The 21,843-nt window shown below is 64.1% G+C and carries 20 protein-coding genes; 17 read left to right on the plus strand and 3 right to left on the minus strand.

Annotated elements, in window-relative coordinates; translation table 11 throughout:
• Position 1: 1 nt before the first annotated feature.
• Positions 2–718: a TetR family transcriptional regulator gene (locus B0G73_RS00350; RefSeq protein WP_106276881.1), complete on the minus strand. Its 717-nt coding sequence runs from the start codon at positions 716–718 to the stop codon at positions 2–4.
• 385 nt (positions 719–1,103) lie between these two features.
• Here B0G73_RS00350 and B0G73_RS00355 point away from each other — a divergent pair, with 385 nt between their 5' ends.
• From B0G73_RS00355 to B0G73_RS00405, 11 genes are all read left to right on the plus strand, one after another.
• The gene (locus B0G73_RS00355) at positions 1,104–2,705 is read left to right on the plus strand and encodes a 6-hydroxynicotinate reductase (protein WP_106276883.1); all 1,602 of its coding nucleotides are present in this window, start codon (positions 1,104–1,106) and stop codon (positions 2,703–2,705) included.
• 64 nt (positions 2,706–2,769) lie between these two features.
• The gene (locus B0G73_RS00360; RefSeq protein WP_106276885.1) at positions 2,770–3,708 is read left to right on the plus strand and encodes a UPF0280 family protein; all 939 of its coding nucleotides are present in this window, start codon (positions 2,770–2,772) and stop codon (positions 3,706–3,708) included.
• Positions 3,684–4,274, plus strand: a complete 591-nt coding sequence (locus B0G73_RS00365) for an amino acid synthesis family protein (RefSeq protein ID WP_106276887.1) — start codon at positions 3,684–3,686, stop codon at positions 4,272–4,274. The genes B0G73_RS00360 and B0G73_RS00365 overlap by 25 nt, the downstream gene beginning before the upstream one ends.
• A 45-nt stretch (positions 4,275–4,319) precedes the next feature.
• Entirely contained in the window at positions 4,320–4,904 is a 585-nt protein-coding gene (locus B0G73_RS00370) for an amino acid synthesis family protein (RefSeq protein ID WP_106276889.1), read from the plus strand.
• Positions 4,905–5,078: 174 nt separating this feature from the next.
• Entirely contained in the window at positions 5,079–7,019 is a 1,941-nt protein-coding gene (locus B0G73_RS00375) for an ABC transporter permease (RefSeq protein WP_106276891.1), read from the plus strand.
• Entirely contained in the window at positions 7,016–7,825 is an 810-nt protein-coding gene (locus B0G73_RS00380) for an ABC transporter ATP-binding protein (protein WP_106276893.1), read from the plus strand. Before B0G73_RS00375 ends, B0G73_RS00380 begins: the two co-directional genes overlap by 4 nt.
• On the plus strand, positions 7,822–8,535 hold the full coding sequence (locus tag B0G73_RS00385) for an ABC transporter ATP-binding protein (protein ID WP_106276894.1): 714 nt from the start codon (positions 7,822–7,824) through the stop codon (positions 8,533–8,535). Before B0G73_RS00380 ends, B0G73_RS00385 begins: the two co-directional genes overlap by 4 nt.
• A 78-nt stretch (positions 8,536–8,613) precedes the next feature.
• Positions 8,614–9,813 (plus strand): amidohydrolase family protein, encoded by a 1,200-nt coding sequence (locus B0G73_RS00390; RefSeq protein WP_106276896.1) that lies wholly within the window; start codon positions 8,614–8,616, stop codon positions 9,811–9,813.
• Between the two features lie 31 nt (positions 9,814–9,844).
• A complete protein-coding gene (locus tag B0G73_RS00395; protein ID WP_106276897.1) occupies positions 9,845–10,363 on the plus strand; it encodes a (2Fe-2S)-binding protein in 519 nt (172 codons plus the stop codon).
• A complete protein-coding gene (locus B0G73_RS00400) occupies positions 10,360–13,968 on the plus strand; it encodes a molybdopterin cofactor-binding domain-containing protein (RefSeq protein WP_106276898.1) in 3,609 nt (1,202 codons plus the stop codon). Before B0G73_RS00395 ends, B0G73_RS00400 begins: the two co-directional genes overlap by 4 nt.
• Before the next feature lie 73 nt (positions 13,969–14,041).
• A complete protein-coding gene (locus B0G73_RS00405; RefSeq protein WP_106276899.1) occupies positions 14,042–15,250 on the plus strand; it encodes an ABC transporter substrate-binding protein in 1,209 nt (402 codons plus the stop codon).
• A gap of 111 nt (positions 15,251–15,361) precedes the next feature.
• Here B0G73_RS00405 and B0G73_RS00410 read toward each other — a convergent pair whose 3' ends face one another.
• Positions 15,362–15,613, minus strand: a complete 252-nt coding sequence (locus tag B0G73_RS00410) for a hypothetical protein (RefSeq protein ID WP_007178046.1) — start codon at positions 15,611–15,613, stop codon at positions 15,362–15,364.
• A 151-nt stretch (positions 15,614–15,764) separates the two neighbouring features.
• Here B0G73_RS00410 and B0G73_RS00415 point away from each other — a divergent pair, with 151 nt between their 5' ends.
• The 5 genes from B0G73_RS00415 to B0G73_RS00435 all read left to right on the plus strand — a co-directional run bounded on the left by B0G73_RS00415 (position 15,765) and on the right by B0G73_RS00435 (position 18,529).
• A complete protein-coding gene (locus B0G73_RS00415) occupies positions 15,765–16,346 on the plus strand; it encodes an RNA polymerase sigma factor (protein ID WP_181196466.1) in 582 nt (193 codons plus the stop codon).
• Between the two features lie 12 nt (positions 16,347–16,358).
• Entirely contained in the window at positions 16,359–16,667 is a 309-nt protein-coding gene (locus B0G73_RS00420; RefSeq protein WP_106276900.1) for a hypothetical protein, read from the plus strand.
• A 2-nt stretch (positions 16,668–16,669) separates the two neighbouring features.
• Positions 16,670–16,966 (plus strand): 4Fe-4S dicluster domain-containing protein, encoded by a 297-nt coding sequence (locus tag B0G73_RS00425; RefSeq protein ID WP_106276901.1) that lies wholly within the window; start codon positions 16,670–16,672, stop codon positions 16,964–16,966.
• A 102-nt stretch (positions 16,967–17,068) separates the two neighbouring features.
• Positions 17,069–17,785 (plus strand): O-methyltransferase, encoded by a 717-nt coding sequence (locus tag B0G73_RS00430; protein ID WP_106276902.1) that lies wholly within the window; start codon positions 17,069–17,071, stop codon positions 17,783–17,785.
• A gap of 225 nt (positions 17,786–18,010) precedes the next feature.
• Positions 18,011–18,529, plus strand: a complete 519-nt coding sequence (locus B0G73_RS00435; RefSeq protein WP_106276903.1) for a DUF6496 domain-containing protein — start codon at positions 18,011–18,013, stop codon at positions 18,527–18,529.
• A gap of 320 nt (positions 18,530–18,849) precedes the next feature.
• On the opposite strand, the gene B0G73_RS00440 is transcribed toward B0G73_RS00435, so the two are convergent.
• The gene (locus B0G73_RS00440) at positions 18,850–20,178 is read right to left on the minus strand and encodes an aspartate aminotransferase family protein (protein ID WP_106276905.1); all 1,329 of its coding nucleotides are present in this window, start codon (positions 20,176–20,178) and stop codon (positions 18,850–18,852) included.
• A 241-nt stretch (positions 20,179–20,419) separates the two neighbouring features.
• Between B0G73_RS00440 and B0G73_RS00445 the strand changes: the two genes are divergently transcribed.
• Positions 20,420–21,835: a PLP-dependent aminotransferase family protein gene (locus B0G73_RS00445; RefSeq protein ID WP_106277657.1), complete on the plus strand. Its 1,416-nt coding sequence runs from the start codon at positions 20,420–20,422 to the stop codon at positions 21,833–21,835.
• The last annotated feature ends 8 nt before the right edge of the window (positions 21,836–21,843 follow it).

Here is a 21,843-nt window from a genome sequence, read left to right on the forward strand (position 1 = left end):
ACTAAACCTCGCTCCTCTGGCCAGGCACGTCCACCGCGCCGGCCGCGGCCTCCACCGGCAGTCCCGACCGCACGGCGCGCAACACCGTGTCCTTGATAACCTCGCGCCAATGGTCGAGCGACGCCTTGTCCATCAAAGGCTCGCCGAGAAACGCGCCCAGCGTGTATTGATTGGCGTTATAAAAATAGCCGAGCGACGCGATCATCAGATAGACGTCGCGCGCTTTGACGTCGGCACGAAACACCTGTTGCGCCTGGCCTGCATCCAGTAACTTCTGCACCACCGAAATCGCGTAGCCGGAAATCTCCTTCAGCTTCAGCGATTTCTTAGCGTGCTTGCCCTGGTGCAGATTCTCGCTGGAGAGCAGCGTGACGAACTCGGGATGATCGAGGTAATACTGCCAGACGAATTCGACCATCTGTTCGAGTCCGTGCACGGGATCGTCCAGATCGAGATCGAGCTTGCTTTCCGCCTCGTTGAATTGCGTATAGATCGTTTCGAGCACTTCGACGAACAACTGTTCCTTGCTGCCGAAGTAGTAATAGATCATGCGGTCGTGAGAGCGCGCGGCCTTCGAAATACTTTCCACGCGTCCGCTCGCATAGCCCTGCTTGGCGAAGACCTTGATGGCCGCTTTCAGAATCTTGGCGCGCGTGTCTTGCGCCTGTTTCGCACGGATGCCGGTAGCGCCCGGTTTGCGGGCGGCGGTGGGACTCATGGCGGTCTCGGATCTCTTGTTAGCGTCAGGTTGAACGGCATGCGCCGCGGCCGGCCAGGCGGGAGCACGCCTTCATCATACAGCCCGCACGGACTGCTGCGGCCTGCGCTGCGCGATCATTCACTACAGCGTAGATTGAAGCGTGACCGAGCTATCAACAAAGCGGCTATGTCGCATTGCACCAATCACGCGCAAGCCTGTAAACACGTTGCGCAGACTAAATTGATCGAGTAGATTTCTAACGAGTTTGGTGTAGCGGATACTACACGAACGGTGAGTGACCGCAACATGGAAATCGGCGGATCACGCGAAAGTACCTGCAAACAGGCACTATTCGTCAGCCGGAGCGGGACCGATTGTAATGTCGTCGTATGGGAACCCCACCATGACAGAACATACGAAGGTCGATTTCGGTGCGGACAGCGTCGACGGCGAAACCGCCTCGACGCCGGGTCCGACCGTGCTCGAGAAGGCCGCGCCGCGCAGCGAGCGGATGGCGTCGAACAAGATCGAATGCAATGCCTGCCCGGTGCTGTGTCAGATTTCCGAAGGACGCACCGGCGCGTGCGATCGTTATGCGAATGCGGACGGGCGGCTGATTCGCGTCGATCCGGTGGTGTTTTTATCGCGCGCGTCTTCATCTTCAACGTCAGAAGCGAATGCCGCGATCGAATTTGGTGCGTCTTCTGAAGTGCGCGATCCCGCCGCTGCGGAACAGGCGTTGTTCGTGACCGGCGTCGGCGCATCGTCCACTTATCCCGACTACAAGCCCGCGCCCTTTATCGTCGCCTCGAAGCTCGACGACGTCGACATGATCACGGTCGTCACCGAAGGCATTTTCAGCTATTGCAGTTTCAAGGTGAAGATCGACACCGACCGCTTCCTCGGGCCGGAGCAATCCAACGTGCGATGCCACGGCGAGATTGTCGGCCATGTGACGACGGCGGAATACGGCTCGCAGATGCTGAGCCTCGGCGGCGTGCATCATTTGACCGGCGGCAGCAAGAAGGAAGGCCGCGTGACGTGCGACATGATGCTCGCGCTCGGCAATAAGGAAGCAGTGGAGTTGAGCATCGACGGCGGCGCGAGTCTCGTCATTCGCGCGGGCGCGGCGCCGATCGTCGACGGCGTCGAGGAACAGCGCATGCGCGTGGGCTGCGGCTCGGCCACCATCGGCATCTTCGCGAAACAATGGTTCGGTCACGCCGACGAAGTGGTGGTCGTCGACGACCACATCACCGGCGTGCTCACCGAACATCAGGCCGGGCGTTGTCTCGGCATGACGCGCTCAGGTGTGAAGATTCGCGGACGCAAGTCGACGCCGGGCCGCTATTTTCAGGTGGCGAATCCGGGCAACGGCTGGGGTGGCACGGACATTCAGGACCCGCTCGCGATTGTCGAGGGCTTCGACCCCGCCGTCGCCAAACCCGGCATGCGCTTATTGATGGTGTCGACCACTGGCGAACATGCGCAGTGGTACGAACTGGATCAGAATCTCGTGCCGCGCATCACGGCGATGCCGGATACGGTGCGCCGCACGGTGCAGCGGATCGGCGAGAACTGCGAGCCGTCGCTTGCCACCGTGCTGTTTCTCGGCGGCGCGGGCGGCAGTCTGCGAGCGGGCGCCACGGAGAATCCCGTGCTGCTTACGCGTGCGATCAAACAGAAGCTGGTCAACGTGACCTGCGGCGGCGCGCCGGCTTATGTGTGGCCGGGCGGCGGGATCACCGTGATGGTCGATGTCGCGCGCATGCCGGACCGTTCGTTCGGCACGGTGCCGACGCCCGCGATCGTCGCGCCGATCGAATTCACCATGACGTACGACGCGTATCGCGATCTCGGCGGCCATCTCGATGCGGTGCGTTCGTTGGAGAGCGTGCTCGCCAACGGGCCGGAACATACGGAAGGCGCGCCGCTCGCGCGCCGCACGCTGGCGCGCAATCCCGACAACCCGTGGCCGCCCGCCATGCCGCCGATGCTCGGCTGACCACGCGGACAGCGCTAACGCAGCCAACGCAAAAACCAATGCAAAAACCAACGCAACGGACACGATGAACCCCACCCGCACCCGACTCGATGCGACCCGCTGGCACTGGCAGCATGGGCCGATCGATCTGATCCTCAGCGCGGACGGCACGCCCCAGGCGGTGCAGGCCGCGTATGAGGCGTGCTGGGCGCGCTTTGTCTATGTGCTGCCGGAACTGGTGGGTGAACTGAAGCGTCTCAAGCAGCCTGTTCCCCCGCCGGCCGCGCTGCACGATACGGCATTGCAAGGCCCGGTTGCCCGTCGTATGTGGTCGGCCTGCCATCCTCACCGCGCGCGCTACATCACGCCGATGGCGGCCGTCGCGGGCAGTGTTGCCGATGAGCTGATCACCGCATTCGCACGCGAAGGCATCTCGCGCGCCTTCATCAACAATGGCGGCGACATCGCGCTGTATCTGACCGAAGGGCAGCAATACCGCGTCGGCGTGTTCGCGGACCTGGCGTCGTTTTCAGCCGCGCGGCTGTCGCGCGATCACGCGCTCGACGCCAATCTGACGCTCGCCGCCGGCATGGCCGTTCGCGGCATCGCGACGAGCGGCTGGCGTGGCCGCAGCTTCAGCCTCGGTATCGCCGACAGCGTCACGGTGCTGGCGCGCAACGCCGCCGCCGCCGACGCCGCCGCAACCGTCATCGCCAACGCGGTCAATCTGGAACATGAGGGTATTCTGCGGCGTCCGGCTTCGTCGTTGAAAGACGACAGCGACCTGGGCGATATGCTCGTCACTGTCGACGTGCCGTCCTTGCCGCAGCCGCTGATCGATCTCGCGCTGGCGCGTGGTGTCGAAGCTGCGCGGCGTCTGCTCGACCAAAGCTTGATCGAAGGCGCCGCGCTTTTCCTGCAAGGGCGGGTGCGCGTCGCCGGCATTCATGACGCAAGCGGTCTGCTCTCGCAGAGCGCGCAAACTAAAACGGAGGCTCCGTGTTCGAAATACGTCGCGTGCTGACGCACGTCGAAGATATCTTCCACGAGTTCGGCCCCGCGCCCGCGCAGCCGCTCAGGCGCGGCGCGATTGCCGCGGTGATGACGAACCCGTTCGCCGGCCGTTACGAAGCGAAAATCGAGCACGCGATGGAAGCGCTCAAGCCGATCGGCTTCGATATGGCGCAACGGCTGCTGGCGGCGATGGCGGTGCCGCATGCGTCGATCGAGAGTTACGGCAAGGGCGCGATTGTCGGCGCACACGGCGAACTCGAGCATGGCGCGTTGTGGCATGTTCCCGGGGGCTATGCGATGCGTGAGTTGCTGGAGAAAAACGGCGTGCCCACCAACGCCATCGTGCCGTCGACGAAGAAAGTCGGCGCGCCGTCCACCGCGCTCGACGTGCCGCTCACGCATGTCAACGCGAGCTACGTGCGCAGCCATTTCGATGCGATCGAAGTGCGCGTGCCCGGCGCGCCCGCCGCGGACGAGCTGGTGTATATCCTCGTGATGAGCACCGGGCAGCGCGTGCATGCGCGCGTCGGCGGGCTCGCGAAAGAGGCGATCGTGGGCAAGGACGGTTTGCGCTGAAGCATTGAAACGAAGCAGAGCAGGCATCGAAACTCGGAGAGCGAAATGGCAATCAAGCTTCGCAAGCTGGTCGTGCAAGTGGATGAAACGCGCATTGAAATGGGCCAGGCGGTCGAGCCGCCGGCACGCCGGGCGGTTGCGATTGCGGTGATCGATAATCCCTACGCCGGCCGTTATGAAGCCAAACTCGACGCGCTGATCGAAGCCGGCGAAGAGTTGGGCGCGTTGCTCGGCAACAAGTGCGTTCAAGCGCTGGGCATCGCGCCGGGCGAGGCGCAAAGCTATGGCAAGGCCGCCATAGTCGGCGAGGCGGGCGAACTGGAACACGCGGCGGCGATTCTGCATCCCAAGCTCGGCGCGCCGCTGCGGGTCGCGGTCGAAAAGGGCGCGGCGCTTGTGCCGTCGGCGAAAAAGATGGGTACGCTCGGCACCGCAATCGACGTGCCGCTCGGCCATAAAGACGCCGCCTTCGTGCGCAGCCATTTCGATGCGATCGAAGCGCGCGTATCGGACGCTCCTCGCGCGAACGAAATCGTCGTGGCCGTCGCGGTGACGGCGTCGGGGCGGCCGCTGCCGCGCATCGGCGGCTTGCAGGTGAGCGAGATCAAAGGCGAAGACGGTTTGCGCTGAGGCGTTTGCATTCGGCGTTTTCGCCGGCGCCCGAGGGGATTTTCTTCGGGCGTATTGTATTGTCCTGCCGTTGACGCGTGCGCGCATGGTGCCGCACGCGCTGCAATGTCTGCCGATCCTGTCGAATGCGCCTAAGCCGCGCGTTCGCTGTTCGGCAAGCTGCCAAGGGTCGCGATGCTTTCGAATTTGCTGGTACAGCTGGTCAACGGACTCGCCGACGCGTCGACGCTGTTTCTCGTCGCCGCCGGTTTGTCGCTGATCTTCGGTGTGACGCGCATTGTCAACTTTGCGCACGGCTCGTTCTATATGTTCGGCATCTATGTCGCGTACAGCATCGCGAGCCGCTTCGGACATACGGCGGGCGGCTTCTGGTTGTCGGTGCTGGCGGCGGCGCTGGTAGTCGCGGTGCTGGGCGCGCTGGTCGAGATGGTGGTTCTGCGGCGCATCTATCAGGCGCCCGAGCTGTTTCATCTGCTCGCCACCTTCGCGCTGGTGCTGATCTTTCGCGATGCCGCGTTGTGGCTGTGGGGTCCGGAAGACCTGTTCGGACCGCATGCGCCGCATCTGGCGGGCGCGGTCGATTTCCTCGGCCATCCGTTGCCGACCTACGATATCGCGCTGATCGTGATCGGGCCGGTGGTATTGCTGCTGCTCTGGTATGCGCTGACGCGCACGCGCTGGGGCACGCTGGTGCGCGCCGCGACGCAGGATCGCGAGATGCTCGGCGCGCTCGGGATCAATCAGGCGTGGCTGTTTACCGGCGTGTTTTTTGTCGGTGCGTTTCTCGCCGGCCTTGGCGGCGCGTTGCAAGGGCCGCGCATGTCGGCGAATCTGTCGCTGGATCTGGAGACGATCGGCAACGCGTTTGTCGTGGTGGTGGTCGGCGGCATGGGATCGATTCCGGGGGCGTTCATCGCCGCGCTGATCATCGCGGAGATCAAGGCGCTGTGCATCGGCATGGGTCACGTGACGATCTTCGGTGTGGGGTTGTCGTTGAGCCGCTTTACCCTGGTGGCGGAGTTCGTCGTGATGGCCGTCGTACTGGTGGTGCGTCCGTGGGGTTTGCTCGGTCGCGCGAGCGCCGCGGTACGTGGCATGGCGGCGCCGGAAACCCCTTTGCGTCCGGCGGGCAAGCGCCTCAAGTGGCTGGCCGCGATGGCGTTGCTGGTGCTCGTGCTTGCGCCGTTGGCGGCCAACTCGTTTCCGTATATGCCAGTGCTGCTGGTCGAGATCCTGATCGCCGTGCTGTTCGCGACGAGCCTGCACTTCATCATGGGACCGGGCGGCATGCACTCGTTCGGCCATGCGGCGTACTTCGGCCTGGGCGCATACGGCGCCGCGCTGTTCCTCAAGGTACTGAATCTGCCGATGGAAGCCGCCTTGCTGCTCGGCCCGCTTTTGGCGGTGGCCGGCGCGCTGGTGTTCGGCTGGTTCTGCGTGCGCCTGTCCGGCGTGTATCTCGCGATGCTGACGTTGGCGTTCGCGCAGATCGTCTGGTCGGTCGTGTTCCAGTGGGACGACGTGACGGGCGGCAGCAACGGCATTCTCGGCTTGTGGCCGTCGAACTGGTTGTCCTCGCCAGTGGCCTTTTACTACGTGACGCTCGTCTGCGCCGTGGTCGGCGTATGGCTGTTGCGCAAGATGCTGTTCTCGCCGTTGGGTTACGCGATGCGCGCATCACGTGATTCGGTGCTGCGCGCCGAAGCGATCGGCATCGACGCGAAGCGCGTGCAGTGGGCCGCGTTTGTGATCGCCTCGCTGTTCTGCGGGCTTGCCGGATCGTTGTATGCCTTCTCCAAGGGCACGATTTCGCCGGAAGTGATCAGCGTGAGCCGGTCCGTGGACGGCCTCGTGATGGTGCTGCTCGGCGGCTTGCAGACGCTCACCGGGCCGATCGTGGGCGCGGCCGTGTTCACGTGGCTGCAAGACACGGTCGCGCGCCAGACCGATTATTGGCAGGCATTGCTCGGCTTCGCGATCCTGCTGCTGGTGATCGCGTTTCCGCAGGGGATCGTCGGCTTCATTCGCGAGCGCTTCGGCGACGACAGCGCCGATCAGGCGGAAAAGAGCGCTCTCTCGCCTTCCCAACGCGCCGCGATCAAGGAGGGGCTATGAGCTTGCTGCGTGTCGCCGGTCTCTCCAAATCGTTCGGTGGCCTCAAGGCGGTCGACGATGTCTCGTTCGATCTCGAAGCCGGCCAGTTGCTCGCCTTGCTCGGTCCGAACGGCGCGGGCAAGTCGACCTGTTTCAACATGGTCAATGGACAGTTGCCGCCTTCATCGGGATCGATCCGTCTCGACGGTCAGGAACTGGTCGGCATGCGTCCACGCGACATCTGGCGTCTGGGCGTGGGCCGTACCTTTCAGATCGCCGCGACCTTCAATTCCATGACCGTGATCGAGAACGTGCAGATGGCGCTGGTCTCGCGCGAACGCAAAACCTTCGGGTTATGGAAGCCCGCCGGCTCGCGCTACGCCGATGAAGCCCTCGCGCTGCTCGACCAGGTGGGCATGGCCGCCGACGCGAATCGCGCTTGCGGCGTGCTCGCTTATGGCGATGTGAAGCGCGTCGAACTCGCGATCGCGCTGGCCAATCGTCCGAGGCTGCTGCTGATGGACGAACCGACCGCGGGCATGGCGCCGAAGGAGCGCAACGAACTAATGGCGCTGACCAAACGCCTCGTCACCGAACACAAGATCGGCGTGCTGTTTACCGAGCACAGCATGGACGTCGTATTCGCGTACGCCGACCGCCTGATCGTGCTCGCGCGCGGCAAGCTGATCGCCGAGGGTGACGCCGACACGATCCGCAACGACCCGCGCGTGCAGGAAGTCTATTTCGGCACCGGTAAGACCTTCCAACCGCACGCGCCGCTGCATGAAGCGGCGGGTGGCCATCAGGGACAAGGGGCGCTGCAATGAGCGAGCCGATGCTGAAAGTCTCCGGCCTCAACGCGTTTTATGGCCGCGCGCATATTCTGTTCGACGTGGGTCTTGAAGTCGGGCGCGGCGAAGTCGTCGCGCTGATGGGCCGCAACGGCGCCGGCAAATCCACCACGATGAAAGCGGTGATGGGATTGCTGCCACGCCGTCAGGGCGAAGTGAGTTTTCGTGGGCAGAACATCACGGCGCTGCCGCCGTACAAGATCGCTCGCATGGGCATGGGCTTCGTGCCCGAGGACCGGCGCGTGTTCGCGGATCTGACCGTGATGGAAAACCTCGCCACCGGCCGCCAGCCGCCGCGCGACGGCGCACCGCAATGGACGCCGGAAAAGCTGTTCCGCCTCTTTCCCAACCTCGGCGAAATGCCGCAGCGTCCGGGCGGGCAGATGAGCGGCGGCGAACAGCAGATGCTCACCGTGTCGCGCACGCTGATGGGCAATCCGTATCTGGTGCTGCTCGACGAACCGTCCGAAGGCGTGGCGCCCGTGATCGTCGAACAGATAGCCAACATGATTCTCGAACTCAAGCGCGAAGGGCTGTCGATTCTGTTGTCCGAACAGAACCTGCACTTCGCCGAGCTGGTCAGCGACCGCGCCTATGTGCTCGAAAAAGGGCAGATCCGTTTCACCGGCACGATCGGCGAACTCGCACAAAACGAAACAGTGAGGCGCGCTTATCTGAGCGTGTGATTCCTTCAATCGGCGCGCGCGAGGTGCACGCTGTGGCACTCCGTGGGCGCCGGGCAGTCGTTGCGAAAGGAGAGGCAGATGGCAGCAGAAACGTTGACAGGCTTGTCGGGCAAGGTCGCGGTAACGAACATCGGGCTGCTGTTATCCGGCGACATCGATCAGCCGATTCTCGACGCCGATACGCTCGTGATCGACGACGGCGTGATCGTCGAAGTCGGCCGGGAAAAGGACTGCAATCTCGAAGGCGCGCGCACGACGGTCGATTGCAAAGGCACGACGGTCGCGCCCGGACTGATCGACTCGCATGTGCATCCCGTGTTCGGCGACTGGACGCCGCGCCAGAATCAGATGGGCTGGATCGAATCGAATCTGAACGGCGGCGTCACCACGATGATTTCCGCCGGCGAAGTGCATTTGCCCGGCCGCCCGAAAGACGTGCTCGGTGTGAAAGCGCTCGCGATTACCGCGCAACGTTCGTTCGAAGGCATGCGCGGCGCGGGCGTCGGCGGCGGCGTGAAGGTCATGGCGGGCGCGCCGGTGATCGAGAAGGGCATGGTCGAAGAGGACTTCAAGGAGCTTTCGGAAGCGGGCGTGAAACTGCTCGGCGAAGTCGGCCTCGGCAGCGTGAAAGGCGGCGAGGAAGCCGCGCAGATGGTCGCGTGGGCGCGCAAGTACGGCATTCAGAGCACGATTCACACGGGCGGTCCGTCGATTCCCGGCTCGGGTCTGATCGATCGCGATGTAGTGCTCGCCGCCGATGCGGACGTGATCGGCCACATCAACGGCGGGCATACCTCGCTCTCGTACCGGCATGTTTGCGATCTGTGCGAGCAGTCGAGCCGCGCGCTGGAGATCGTCCACAACGGCAACGAACGGATCGCCTTGCTGACCGCGCGTCATGCGATCGAATTGAAGTGCCCGCACCGGATCATTCTCGGCACCGATAGTCCCGCGGGTTCCGGCGTGCAGCCGCTCGGCATCTTGCGCATGATCGCGCTGATTTCCAGTCTTGCCGATGTGCCCGCCGAAATCGCCTTCTGCTTCGCGACGGGCAACACCGCGCGTCAACGTAACCTGCGTCAAGGCTTGATCGAAGTGGGCCGCCCCGCCGACCTCGTGTTCATGGACCGCGCGCAACACACGGCGGCCGACACGTTGCTCGAAAGCGTGCAGCTCGGCGATATTCCCGGCGTGGGCATGGTGATGATCGACGGACTGATCCGCTGCCGGCGCAGCCGCAATACGCCACCGGCTACCGAAGTGCCGGTGGTGCTGTGAGTACGTATCGCATACCCACTCCGGCACAATCGTGAACCGTCCCGCGCCTCTTCTGCTGCATGTGAACGGCGCGACGCATCTCGTCAGCGCCGACGCCGCCACGCCGCTGCTCTATCTGCTGCGTAACGACCTCGCGCTGAATGGTCCGAAGTTCGGCTGCGGACTCGGCGAATGCGGCGCGTGCACGGTGTTGCTCGACGGCATGCCGACGCGCGCGTGCGTCACGACCGCGAAGGTCGCCTTGGGCCGCGAAATCACCACACTCGAAGGACTGGGCACGCGCGCCGCGCTGCATCCGGTGCAGCAGGCGTTTATCGAAGAACAGGCCGCGCAATGCGGCTACTGCCTGAACGGCATGATCATGACGGCCAAGGCGCTGCTCGATCGCGATCCGCACCCGAGCGTCGAGACGATCCGGCGTGAGTTGTCGCGCAATCTGTGCCGCTGCGGCACGCATGTCGAGATCGTGCGCGCGGTGCAGCGCGCCGCTGAATTGCTTGCCGCGCAAGCGGCTGCGCAATCCGCGGTGCACGCAGGAGAGCGCGCATGACCGGGCCGGATTTCAGCGTGGATCGACGCGCCGCGCCACCGTCCCGGCAACAGCTCTACGATGCGCAGAGCGTGCTGATCGTCGCGCGTGCGGCGCAAGCGCCGGTCAAGCCGGCGATCGGTCAGCCGGGCTCGCGTTCGTCGTTCGTGCCGACTGAGGCGGATATGTTCCTCGTGGTGCGTGACGACGGCAGCGTGGTCGCGTTCAACGGTCACGTCGATTTGGGCACGGGCATCGGCACGGCGCTCGCGCAGATCGTCGCGGAAGAGCTGGATGTGCCGTTGACGCGCGTGTCGATCGTGCTCGGCCATACGCGCGAAGCGCCGAATCAAGGGCCGACGATTGCCAGCGCGACGATTCAGATATCGGCGGTGCCCTTGCGGCACGCCGCGGCGCAGGCGCGGCAATATCTGCTGGCGGAAGCGGCGGCGCGCTTCAAGGTGGGCATCGAGCAACTCGATGTGCGTGATGGTGTCGTTTATCGACGTGACGGCAGCGCGTCTGCGAAGGGCATGGGCTACGGCGAGCTGATCAGCGGAAAACGCGTCGAATTGCAGCTCGCCACCGATGCGCCGTTGAAGTCGCCGGACACATACAAGATCGTCGGCAAGAGCGCGCCGCGCGTCGATATTCCGGCGAAGGCCACCGGCGAGTTGAGTTTCGTGCATGACGTGCGCGTGCCCGGCATGTTGCATGGACGCGTGGTGCGGCCGCCGTATGCCGGAGTCGCGCAAGGCGACTTCATGGGCAATAGTCTGCTGCGGGTGGATGAAGACTCCATTAGCGAATTGCCCGGCATCGTCAAGGTGGTGGTGATTCGCGATTTCGTCGGCATCGTGGCTGAGCGTGAGGAAGTCGCGCAGCAGGCCGTGAAGCGGCTTCGCGTGCAATGCAAAGCGGTCGCAGGGTTGCCTTCGCTCGAAACCAGCGAGGAAGTGGAAGCCGCTTTGCGCGCGAATCCCGCCACAAGGCGCGATCTGGTGATCGAAGGCGATGTGGATGCGGCGCTCGCGCAAGAGTCCGCTCGCACGCTGGAACGCACTTACGTATGGCCGTTTCAGATGCATGCATCGATTGGGCCTTCTTGCGCGGTGGCCGACTATCGCGAGGGCGCGCTGAAGGTCTGGTCGGGTACGCAGAACCCGCATTCGCTGCGCGCCGATCTCGCTTTGCTGATGGGTATGGACGAAGCGCACATCGAAATCGTGCGAATGGAGGCTGCCGGCTGCTACGGCCGCAACTGCGCGGACGATGTCGCCGCCGACGCCGCATTGCTTTCGCGTGCCACCGGCAGTCCGGTGCGCGTGCAACTCTCGCGTGAAGACGAGCACGCGTGGGAGCCGAAAGGCGCCGCGCAATTGATGGACGTGCGCGGCGCGCTGAATGCCGAGGGCGAACTGGCGGCGTACGACTTTGCGACGCGCTATCCGTCCAACGACGCGCCGACGTTGGCGCTGCTGCTGACCGGCACGATCTCCGCGCAGCCGCAGGTGTTCGAAATGGGCGACCGCACGGCGGTGCCGCCGTACGACTACCGCACCATGCGCATTGTTTGCGACGACACGCCGCCGATCGTGCGGGCGTCGTGGTTGCGCGGCGTATCCGCGTTGCCGAACACGTTCGCGCACGAGTCCTTCATCGACGAACTCGCGGCGGAAGCGGGTGTCGATCCGGTTGAGTTTCGTCTGAAGCATCTGACCGATCCGCGCGCGATTGACCTGGTCAAAGCCGTGGCGGAAAAGGCCGGCTGGGAGCCGCGTAATACGGAGCGCAAAGAAGAAGGCGACATCGCACGCGGACGCGGGATCGCTTATGCCCGCTACGTGCACAGCAAATTTCCCGGATTCGGCGCGGCGTGGTCCGCCTGGGTAGCCGACGTCGAAGTCAATCGCAAGAGCGGCGAACTCGCGGTGACGCGCGTGGTGGTCGGCCAGGATACCGGCACGATGGTGAATCCCGACGGCGTGCGCCATCAGATACATGGCAACGTGATCCAGGCAACCAGCCGTGCGCTGAAAGAGCGCGTGACGTTCGGCGAGAACGCGGTAACGAGCCAGGAGTGGGGCGCATATCCGATCCTGACTTTCCGCGAAGTACCCGTGATCGATGTGGTGATGATGCCGCGCCACGGCGAGCCGCCAATGGGCGCCGGCGAATCCGCGTCGCTGCCCGGTGCGGCCGCGATTGCCAATGCGCTTTTCGATGCCACAGGCGTGCGTTTTCGACGTCCGCCGTTTACACCGGAGACGATTCGCGCCGCGCTCGCCGATGCGCAAGCCGAGGACAAGGCGGCGCGTAAAAGGAAGCGCTGGCGGCTGGGTTTTCTAGGCACGTTCGCAGCAGGCGCGGTGGGTTGGCTCGGCGCGTTGTCGTTCGCGCCGCACGCTATCGCACCGATCACGCCGCCGCTCGCGAGCACGTTCGCGCCGGATCTCGTGGCGCGCGGCAAGCTGCTCGCGTCGCTCGGCAATTGCGCGGTTTGCCATACCGCGCATAACGGCGTGCCGAACGCCGGCGGCAAACCGCTCGACACGCCGTTCGGCACCGTCTACAGCACCAACATCACGCCGGACGGTCAGACCGGCATCGGCAACTGGTCGCTCGAAGCCTTCGTGCGGGCGATGCGCCAAGGCATGAGCCGCGATGGCCATCGCTTCTATCCGGCCTTTCCGTACACATCGTTTCAGAACACCTCCGACGACGATCTGAAAGCGCTCTACGCGTACCTGATGGCGCAAACGCCGGTGCGCTCGCGTCCGCCGGAAACGAAGCTGGCGTATCCGTTCAACGTGCGTCCGCTGATGGCCGCCTGGAACGCTTTGTTTCTCGGACGCACGACGTTCACCGCCAGCGCGACGCAAAGCGCGCAATGGAATCGCGGCGCGTATCTGGTGAACGGGCTCGGCCATTGCAGCGCATGCCACACGCCGCGCAATGCGTTCGGCGCCGAAAAAACCGGCGCGGCATTCATGGGCGGCGGCATGGCGGACGGCTGGGAAGCACCGGCGTTGTCCGCGCTTTCCAATGCGCCCGTGCCATGGAGCGAAGACGAACTCTTCCGCTACTTGCGCAACGGCCACGCGCCGCTGCATGGCGTCGCGGCCGGGCCGATGGCGCCGGTCGTCGGCGATCTGGCGGCGCTGCCCGACAGCGATATTCGCGCGATGGCCACGTATCTCGCGTCGCTCAATCCGTTGGAACCCAATGCCGATCCGGCCGCAGTGGCGCGTCAGTACGAACAGGCCAGCGCGATTTCCGGTGCGCCGGCTGGCGTCGGCGCGCGACTCTTTGACGGCGCGTGCGCCGCCTGTCATCACACGGGCAGCGGGCCGCAATTGTTCGGCGCGCACCCTTCGCTGGCGCTTAACACGAATCTGCACAGCGCGACGCCCGATAATCTGATTCGCGTGATTCTCGACGGCATCGGCTCGCCTGCACGGCCCGAACTCGGTACGATGCCGGCTTACCGTGACAGTTTCAACGACGCCCAGGTCGCCGAACTCGTGTCTTACCTGCGTCAGCAATTCGCCGGTGGCAAGCCGGCATGGCAGGACGTCACGGCGAGCGTCGCCCGGATTCGCGCGACGCCGCCGAGAGCCGACTGAAGCGCGAACTGCTTTCGAAACACCCGATAACAACGACCGCATTCCCGCAATCCTTTTGATAACGGAGAAACGCATGACCACGCGCGCAGGATGGATCTCTCGCCTCATGGTGCCCACGGTGCTGTCGCTCGCCGCGTTGAGCGCGAGCGCACAGCAGACTATCAAGATCGGCGAGATCAACAGCTACAAGGCGCAGCCCGCCTTTCTCGGGCCTTACAAGAACGGCTGGAATCTCGCGCTCGACCAGGTGAACGCCGCGGGCGGCGTGCTCGGCAAACAGCTCGAAGTGGTGTCGCGCGACGACAACGCGAATCCGGGTGACTCGATTCGCGTCGCGCAGGAGTTGATTGCGCGTGAGCAGGTGCAGTTGTTGTTCGGCGGCTTTCTGTCTAACACCGGCCTCGCGCTGACCGACTTCGCGAAGCAGAAGAAGATTTTCTTCCTCGCCGCTGAACCGTTGACCGACAAGATCGTCTGGGCCGACGGCAACAAATATACATACCGTCTGCGGCCGTCCACGTATATGCAGGTGGCAATGCTGGTGCCCGAAGCGGCCAAGCTGAAGAAGAAACGTTGGGCGCTCGTGTATCCGAACTACGAGTACGGGCAATCGGCGGTGGCGACCTTCAAGAAGCTGCTGACGGCGGCGCAGCCCGACGTGCAGTTCGTCGCCGAGCAGGCCACGCCGCTTGGCAACGTCGATGCGGGCGCGGTGACGCAGGCAATCGCCGACGCCAAACCGGACGCAATCTTCAACGTGCTGTTCGGCGCCGACCTCGGCAAGTTCGTGCGTGAGGGCAATACGCGCGGGCTCTTCAAGGATCGCAGCGTGGTCTCGCTGCTGACTGGCGAGCCGGACTATCTCGACCCGCTAGGCGCTGAAGCGCCGACCGGCTGGATCGTCACGGGTTACCCGTGGTATTCGATCGATACGGCAGCCAACAAGAAGTTCGTCGATGCGTACCAGGCCAAGTATCACGACTATCCGCGCCTTGGCTCGGTAGTCGGTTATTCGGCGCTGATGTCGATTGCCGCGGGCATCAAGAAGGCGGGGTCGGTCGATCCGGACAAGCTGGCTGCCGCATTCAAGGGCTTAGGCGTGGAGACGCCGTTCGGGCCGATCACCTATCGCGCTCAGGACAATCAGTCGACCATGGGCGCATATGTGGGCGTGACGGGTTTGAAGGACGGCAAGGGCGTGATGACTTCGTACCGGTATATCGATGGCGCGAGCGTTCAGCCGTCGGATGCCGAAGTCAAAAAGCTGCGGCCTGCCGAGTAAGGTGTCGATGCCTGCGGCGCGCGGCGTCGCAGGCATGTAGCGCAATGAATACCGTGGCGCCGCGCGGCGATCCACGGTGACCCGCCGCAGCGCACGGCGGTGAGCGGAAAACTACTCCTCCGCGTCGTGCTCGATCACGAATCGTTTTAGATAAGCCAGCACGGCGGCTTCCACCGCGCGATGATCCGCGGTGCTTTTGGAGCCCGCATTTTCCTCGTCGCCGAACAGGGTGGACGGCGCGTTGTGCACATCCACTTCCTGGCCTTCGCGAAAGACGCGAATCTCATGAACGTCTTCGGCGTACTCGGCGATCCAGTGCACGCCCTCGATATGCGCGCCGGCGCGTACGGTAGGTATCTTCATGGACGTCTCCCGTCGGGCCGGACCACACGCCGACCCTTACCAGCACCATACGCCGTCCGGATGAACGGCGCGAGTCCTGTTGCACGGTTGTCCGAGGAAAGATTTTTCGCGCCCGCCACAATATTCGCGCGCCTGAAACGTCTTCAGGCTCATGGAACCGCCACTCACTTCGCAGACGATGACCGAACGAGACACCGACATCACCGCGACCGTGGTGCGTGAGCGCACGAGGCTCGTCAATTTTATCCGGCGTCGAATACGCGACCCGGACGATGCCGAGGACATCCTTCAGGATGTGTTCCACGAATTCGTGCAGGCGTACCGGCTTCCCGCTCCGATCGAACAGGCGAGCGCGTGGCTGTTCCGGGCGGCGCGCAATCGCATTGTCGATCGTTTTCGCAAGAAGAAAGAGCAGCCGCTGGCAGATCTGTCCGCGGCTGGGGACGACCCCGACGGTGAGTATCGCCTCGACCTCGACCTGCCGGCGCACGACGCGGGCCCCGAAGCCCTCTACGCGCGCGCTCTCTTGCTCAAGGCCCTGCAGGATGCACTCGACGAGTTGCCGGCGAATCAACGTGAGGTATTTGTCGCGCACGAACTGGAGGGCCGGTCCTTCAAGGACATGGTGGCGGAAAGCGGCGTCACGCTGAATACGTTGCTCGCGCGCAAACGTTACGCGGTCTTGCATCTGCGCGCCCGGCTGCAGGCCATTTACGACGAACTGGGTATCTAAAGGAGTTGACGGATGAATTTTCGAATCAGATGTGCGGGTAAGGCACTGCTCGTGGTGGTCGCTATCGGCGTGCTTGGCTGGGTGGTCATGACGCTATGGAATTGGGTGATTCCGGCGCTATTCGTCGGCGCTCGTGCTATCGACTTCGCCCATGCGTTGGGCTTGCTGGTGTTGAGCCGCATCCTCTTCGGCGGATTCCGCGGACACGGCGGCTGGCGCGAACGGCGTCGCTGGCGCAAATGGGAAGCGATGACGCCCGAAGAGCGCGAGCATTTCCGGACGGCATGGCGATCGGGTCGCGCCGGGCGCACGGGAGATTGAACATGCGCGAGAAATCACCGGACGAGTGCAAACAGCAGCCGGGCGTGATTGCGCCTGTTGTCGACCTGACACGTTGCGAGGGAAAGGGCGATTGCATGGAGGTCTGCCCCGAGAATGTGTTTGAGATCCGGCGCATCGACGAGGCCGACTATCGCAGCCTCGATTTGATGCATCGGCTCAAGCTGCGCGTGCATGGAATGAAAGTCGCCTACACGCCCAACGCGCTCGCCTGCCGGTCATGCGGTCTTTGCGTGACGGCGTGCCCCGAACGCGCGATCAAGCTGGCCAGAACGGCGTAGCGCCACACGTTTTAGCTGATGGCGGAAAGACGGTGTCTGCCTAAGGCAGCGGTCTGTCGTTTGTTGCGTCGTCAGCGTTTTCGGTCTCGTCAAGGAGCGCACATGCCTTCATCAACCACAGGTCTTTTGCAACGGCTTCATGAACAGAGCCAGACAGAAGTCATAGCCCGCGCACGGGCGCAGTTCCAGGGATCGAGTCAGGAGTTTCAGGACCTTGCGGAAGAATACGACATGCTCGCGCCGCGGCTGCGTGGACGGTTTCTCGAAACGCTCGGGCTATCCAGCGAAGACTTCGAATCTTCGCAAGGCACGCCGCTATCTCTCGCGGTGTCGGCGGAAACGGGAAGGTTTTTGCGCAATATGGTGCTTTCGCACAAACCGGCCCGAATCCTCGAACTCGGCAGCTCCTGCGGTGTGTCCACGCTGTATTTCGCCGAGGCGCTTCGCACGCTAGGCAGTGGCATGGTCGTGGCGACCGAACTCGACGCTGTTAAATGCGCATATCTTCGGGATCACGTCAGAACAGCGGGCGTGGATGCGTATGTCGAACTGCGGGAGGGTGATGTATTCCAGACCATTTCCGAACTGGACGGCGCGTTCGACATGGTGTTTATCGACGTATGGGCGAGCACCTACCTCAAACTGTTCAAGCAGATCGAACGGCTGCTGCGTCCCGGATCTATCGTTTTGGCCGACAACATGTACACAGCCGAAGACGCCGTTCGGCCATACAAGCACTACCTTGACAGCAATCCGCGCTTCTCGACCACGACGCTGGATTTTGAATCAGGGGTCGAGTTTACGGTTGTTGTCTCTTAGGTTCGCGAAGAGCCGGGGCACCGTACTAACGAAAAGCGGCTAGGACAGGCGCTTCCGTCACATGAGCCGCCGGGATTGCAGGCGGAAAACTTGATGAAATGTTGCGGGCCTTTGTCGAAGTCGGCCGGTTCCAAAAGGCATTTTTTCAGCACGATTCTCCTGCCAGACGCCACGCGGCACACGTGTTGCTGCATGACACAGGCCATAGCCAACTGGAGAACCGTCATGCCTGAAAAGAAAACGATCGAGCGTGCTAAGTCCGACAAACGCGCCGGCAAAGCATCGAGCACTCAAGCAGGTGAATTCGTCAAGGAACAGGTCGACAAGGTGCGGGCCGGCAAGCACGGCGTCAGGTCCGCCAAGCAGGCCATTGCGATTGGCCTCTCGGAAGCACGCCGCGCCGGCGTCGCCGTGAAATCGCCGAAGAAGGGCACGGCTAGCGAGGCCACGCGGAAGAAAGCCGCGACCGATAACGCCGCAGGCCAGCACAAGAGCACGACGAAGAAGAGCACGGAGTCGACTGCGAAGCGCTCGCGCGCCGCTACCGATGCATTGAAGCGGGAAGGTACGGCCGGCGCATCTCGCACAGCGCTGTCGAAGCAGACCAAGACCGCGGCAGCCAAACGCCCGGCGGCCAGCCGTTCGGCCGCGGCAAAGAAGGCCGCCGCGACGAAGGGGGCTGCAGGACGGTCGGCGGCTGCGAAGAAGGCGGCTCAAACGCGGGCTTCGCGTACGCATCATTGAGTTGTGCCGCAGTCGCGCACCGCGCGGCGGTGGTCAGCCGGGTTGGGCTACGGCGGCGGGTTGCCGCTTGCCAGCCGCCTCTCGCCGTGCCCGGCGGCGGCCGCTTTGCGTTCGCGCTGCAGTGGCGCGCGGCGGCGGTCAGTCTGGCTGAGCTAAGCTGCGGGCCGTCGTTCGCGCGCCGCGTCCGGTGGTGCCGCGCTGCCGCGCGATGTTGTGACCGCCGGCATGCTTTGTTCGAGCGCGTCCTAAGACATATGCCGCGCTCAAAAAAAGCGGCGAATTAACGCGCCGCCTTCTTCCTGCTGCCTATCGCGAACCGGTTACTGCACCGTGGGCAGCACGTCGCCCACAGTCTTGAAGATGTGCGCGATCTGCTCCTCGTTGATGATCAGCGGCGGCGAGAACGCAAGAATATCGCCCGTGAAACGCACCAGCACGCCCGCTTCAAAGCATTTGACGAACGCCTCGTAAGCGCGCGCACCCGGTGCGCCGTCGCGCGATTCGAGTTCCACGCCGGCGATCATGCCGAGGTTGCGCACGTCCTTCACGTGTTTTGCGCCGCGCAGCGAATGGGCGGCGGCTTCGAACGTCGGGGCGAGCGTCGCGGCGCGTTCGAACAGACCTTCGCGCTTATACAGGTCCAGCGTGGCGACCGCGGCAGCCGTCGCGGCCGGATGGGCCGAATACGTGTAGCCGTGGAACAGCTCGATCGCGCCTTGCGCGCCACTGTTCACGATGCTGTCGTGCACCGTGCGGCTCGCGGCCACCGCGCCCATCGGGATCGCGGCATTGTTGATAGCCTTCGCCATCGTGATCAGGTCCGGCGTCACGCCGAAGTATTCGCTCGCCGTGGCCTTGCCGACGCGGCCGAACGCGGTAATCACTTCGTCGAAAATCAGCAGGATGCCGTGCTTCGTGCAAATCTCGCGCAGCTTTTGCAGATAACCCTGCGGCGGAATCAGCACGCCCGTCGAGCCGGCCACCGGTTCGACGATCACAGCGGCAATGGTCGACGCGTCGTGCAGCGTGACGATGCGCTCGAGTTCTTCGGCGAGATGCGCGCCCCAGGCCGGCTGACCCTTCGTGAACGCATTGTGTTCGAGGTTATGCGTGTGCGGCAGATGATCGACCGCGGGCAGCAGCGCGCCCGAGAAGGTCTTGCGGTTCGGTGCGATGCCGCCGACCGAAATGCCGCCGAAGCCCACGCCGTGATACCCGCGCTCCCGGCCGATCAGGCGCGTACGCTGCCCTTCGCCGCGCGAACGGTGATACGCGAGCGCGATTTTCAACGCGGTATCGACCGATTCCGAACCCGAGTTCGTGAAGAAGATGCGGTCGAGGCCTTCCGGCATCAGTTCCGCGACTTTCGTGGCCGCTTCGAAGGCGAGCGGGTGGCCCATCTGGAAAGTCGGCGCGAAGTCGAGCGTGGAGAGTTGCTGGGTGATCGCCGCGACAATTTCCTCGCGGCCGTGGCCGGCGTTCACGCACCACAGACCCGCGCAACCGTCGAGCACTTCGCGCCCGTCCGTGCTGCGGTAGTACATGCCCTTGGCCGATTCCAGCAGGCGCGGCGCGGCCTTGAACTGGCGGTTGGCGGTGAACGGCATCCAGAAAGACGACAGATCGTCGATGACAGGGCGCGAAGTCATGGTATCTCCTCGAATCGAAGTAGTCCCCCAAAAGGACTTCCTTCGGGGCATGGCGAAACTGTAGCGTTCGCGGTTTAATGGCGGCATAAACAGTTGACGCGGTGTGGCGCTAACTGTGTTGGTGGATCTGCGTCAACTGTGTCGATGCGTGCCATGGCGGGGCGGCACGCTCGCCGGTGCCGCGTTTCGGACATATTCATACGTTCAGCCGCCCCGCGCGGCCCGCTTTTTCGTCCAGACCATGATCGAACTACAACTCGAGCGCGACCGGCGCGCCGCTCCCACGCTCGTCGAGCAGGTGGTGCAAGGCTTCGCGCGCGCCATCGAGGGGCAATCGCTGCGCGCGGGCGCGCTCCTGCCGTCGGTGCGGCAACTGGCGCAGAGCCACGACCTGAGCACCTTCACCGTCACGGAGGCCTACAACCGGCTGGTGTCGATGGGACTCGTGGTCGCGCGGCGCGGCTCCGGCTATCGCGTGGCGGCGCGCTCGCAGTCCGCGCGAGTCGCCGCCACCGACTGGCAGCCGCCGAGCCTCACGGCTACCTGGCTTCTGTCCGACGTGTTCGCCGACCATTCGGTGCCGATCAAGGCGGGCGGCGGCTGGCTGCCGAACGAGTGGATCAACGAAACCGGTTTGCAGCACGCGCTGCGCGCCATGAGCCGCGTGCCGGCGGCGCGCCTGGGCGATTACGGGCATCCGTACGGATTCGCGCCGTTGCGCGAGCGGATCGCCGAGCAGCTCGACCGGCGCGGCCTGCCGGTGGAAGTGTCCAACATCCTGCTCACGCAAGGCGCGACGCAAGGGCTGGATCTGATCGTGCGCACCTTGCTGCGAGCGGGCGACGCCGTGATCGTCGAAGATCCCGGCTATTGCAATCTGCTGCAGATCCTCAAGCTGGCCGGCCTCGTGGTGCATGGCGTGCCGCGCACGCCGGCGGGCGTCGATACGGACGCGCTCGAAGCGCTGGTCGCCGAGCACAAGCCGAAGGCGATCTTCGTCAACACGACGCTGCAGAATCCGACCGGCGCGACCTTCGGCATGTCGGCGGCGTTCCGCCTGCTGCAGATCGCCGAGCGTCAGCGCATGTGGGTGATCGAGGACGACGTGAGCCGCGAACTCGCGCCGTCCGGCGCACCCTTGTTCGCGGCGATGGAAGGCTTGCAGCGCGTGCTGTATGTCGGTGGCTTTTCGAAGACGGTGACGCCGGGGCTGCGCTGCGGCTACGTGGTCGCCGAGCGCGCGGTGCTGCGCGAACTGGCGCGCACGAAGATGGCGGTGGGATTGACGTCGTCGGAGGCGATCGAGCGGATTGTCGACAAGGTGCTGCTGGAAGGGCGCTACGCGCGTCACGTGGAAGCCGTCAACGAGCGCCTCAAGCTCGCGCATGCGACCGTTGAAGATCGGCTCGATTCGCTGGGTCTGGAACTGTTTCACCGGCCGCGCGCCGGGCTGTTTTTGTGGGCCCGCTTGCCAATCGAAGCGGAGCAGGCCGCCGAAGTGGCGACGGCCGCGCTCACCCACGGTATCTGGCTCGCGCCGGGCTCCTACTTCCGTCCCGACGATGCCCCGAGCGCCTGGTTCCGCTTCAACGCACCGTATTCGACGGATGATGCGTTGTGGCGGTTCATCGAGCGAGTGGGACAGGGAACGTTATAGCGACCGCA

The organism is Paraburkholderia sp. BL25I1N1, assembly GCF_003002025.1.
GTDB lineage: Bacteria > Pseudomonadota > Gammaproteobacteria > Burkholderiales > Burkholderiaceae > Paraburkholderia.

Excerpts from the sequence above, each read along its gene's own strand:
- B0G73_RS00405 (WP_106276899.1), top strand. The coding sequence starts at position 14,042 with ATGACCACGCGCGCAGGATGGATCTCTCGCCTCATGGTGCCCACGGTG.
- B0G73_RS00410 (WP_007178046.1), bottom strand. The coding sequence starts at position 15,613 with ATGAAGATACCTACCGTACGCGCCGGCGCGCATATCGAGGGCGTGCAC.
- B0G73_RS00360 (WP_106276885.1), top strand. The coding sequence starts at position 2,770 with ATGAACCCCACCCGCACCCGACTCGATGCGACCCGCTGGCACTGGCAG.
- B0G73_RS00435 (WP_106276903.1), top strand. The coding sequence starts at position 18,011 with ATGCCTGAAAAGAAAACGATCGAGCGTGCTAAGTCCGACAAACGCGCC.
- B0G73_RS00430 (WP_106276902.1), top strand. The coding sequence starts at position 17,069 with ATGCCTTCATCAACCACAGGTCTTTTGCAACGGCTTCATGAACAGAGC.
- B0G73_RS00415 (WP_181196466.1), top strand. The coding sequence starts at position 15,765 with ATGGAACCGCCACTCACTTCGCAGACGATGACCGAACGAGACACCGAC.
- B0G73_RS00350 (WP_106276881.1), bottom strand. The coding sequence starts at position 718 with ATGAGTCCCACCGCCGCCCGCAAACCGGGCGCTACCGGCATCCGTGCG.
- B0G73_RS00375 (WP_106276891.1), top strand. The coding sequence starts at position 5,079 with ATGCTTTCGAATTTGCTGGTACAGCTGGTCAACGGACTCGCCGACGCG.
- B0G73_RS00355 (WP_106276883.1), top strand. The coding sequence starts at position 1,104 with ATGACAGAACATACGAAGGTCGATTTCGGTGCGGACAGCGTCGACGGC.
- B0G73_RS00440 (WP_106276905.1), bottom strand. The coding sequence starts at position 20,178 with ATGACTTCGCGCCCTGTCATCGACGATCTGTCGTCTTTCTGGATGCCG.
- B0G73_RS00380 (WP_106276893.1), top strand. The coding sequence starts at position 7,016 with ATGAGCTTGCTGCGTGTCGCCGGTCTCTCCAAATCGTTCGGTGGCCTC.
- B0G73_RS00385 (WP_106276894.1), top strand. The coding sequence starts at position 7,822 with ATGAGCGAGCCGATGCTGAAAGTCTCCGGCCTCAACGCGTTTTATGGC.
- B0G73_RS00370 (WP_106276889.1), top strand. The coding sequence starts at position 4,320 with ATGGCAATCAAGCTTCGCAAGCTGGTCGTGCAAGTGGATGAAACGCGC.
- B0G73_RS00400 (WP_106276898.1), top strand. The coding sequence starts at position 10,360 with ATGACCGGGCCGGATTTCAGCGTGGATCGACGCGCCGCGCCACCGTCC.
- B0G73_RS00390 (WP_106276896.1), top strand. The coding sequence starts at position 8,614 with ATGGCAGCAGAAACGTTGACAGGCTTGTCGGGCAAGGTCGCGGTAACG.
- B0G73_RS00445 (WP_106277657.1), top strand. The coding sequence starts at position 20,420 with ATGATCGAACTACAACTCGAGCGCGACCGGCGCGCCGCTCCCACGCTC.
- B0G73_RS00420 (WP_106276900.1), top strand. The coding sequence starts at position 16,359 with ATGAATTTTCGAATCAGATGTGCGGGTAAGGCACTGCTCGTGGTGGTC.
- B0G73_RS00425 (WP_106276901.1), top strand. The coding sequence starts at position 16,670 with ATGCGCGAGAAATCACCGGACGAGTGCAAACAGCAGCCGGGCGTGATT.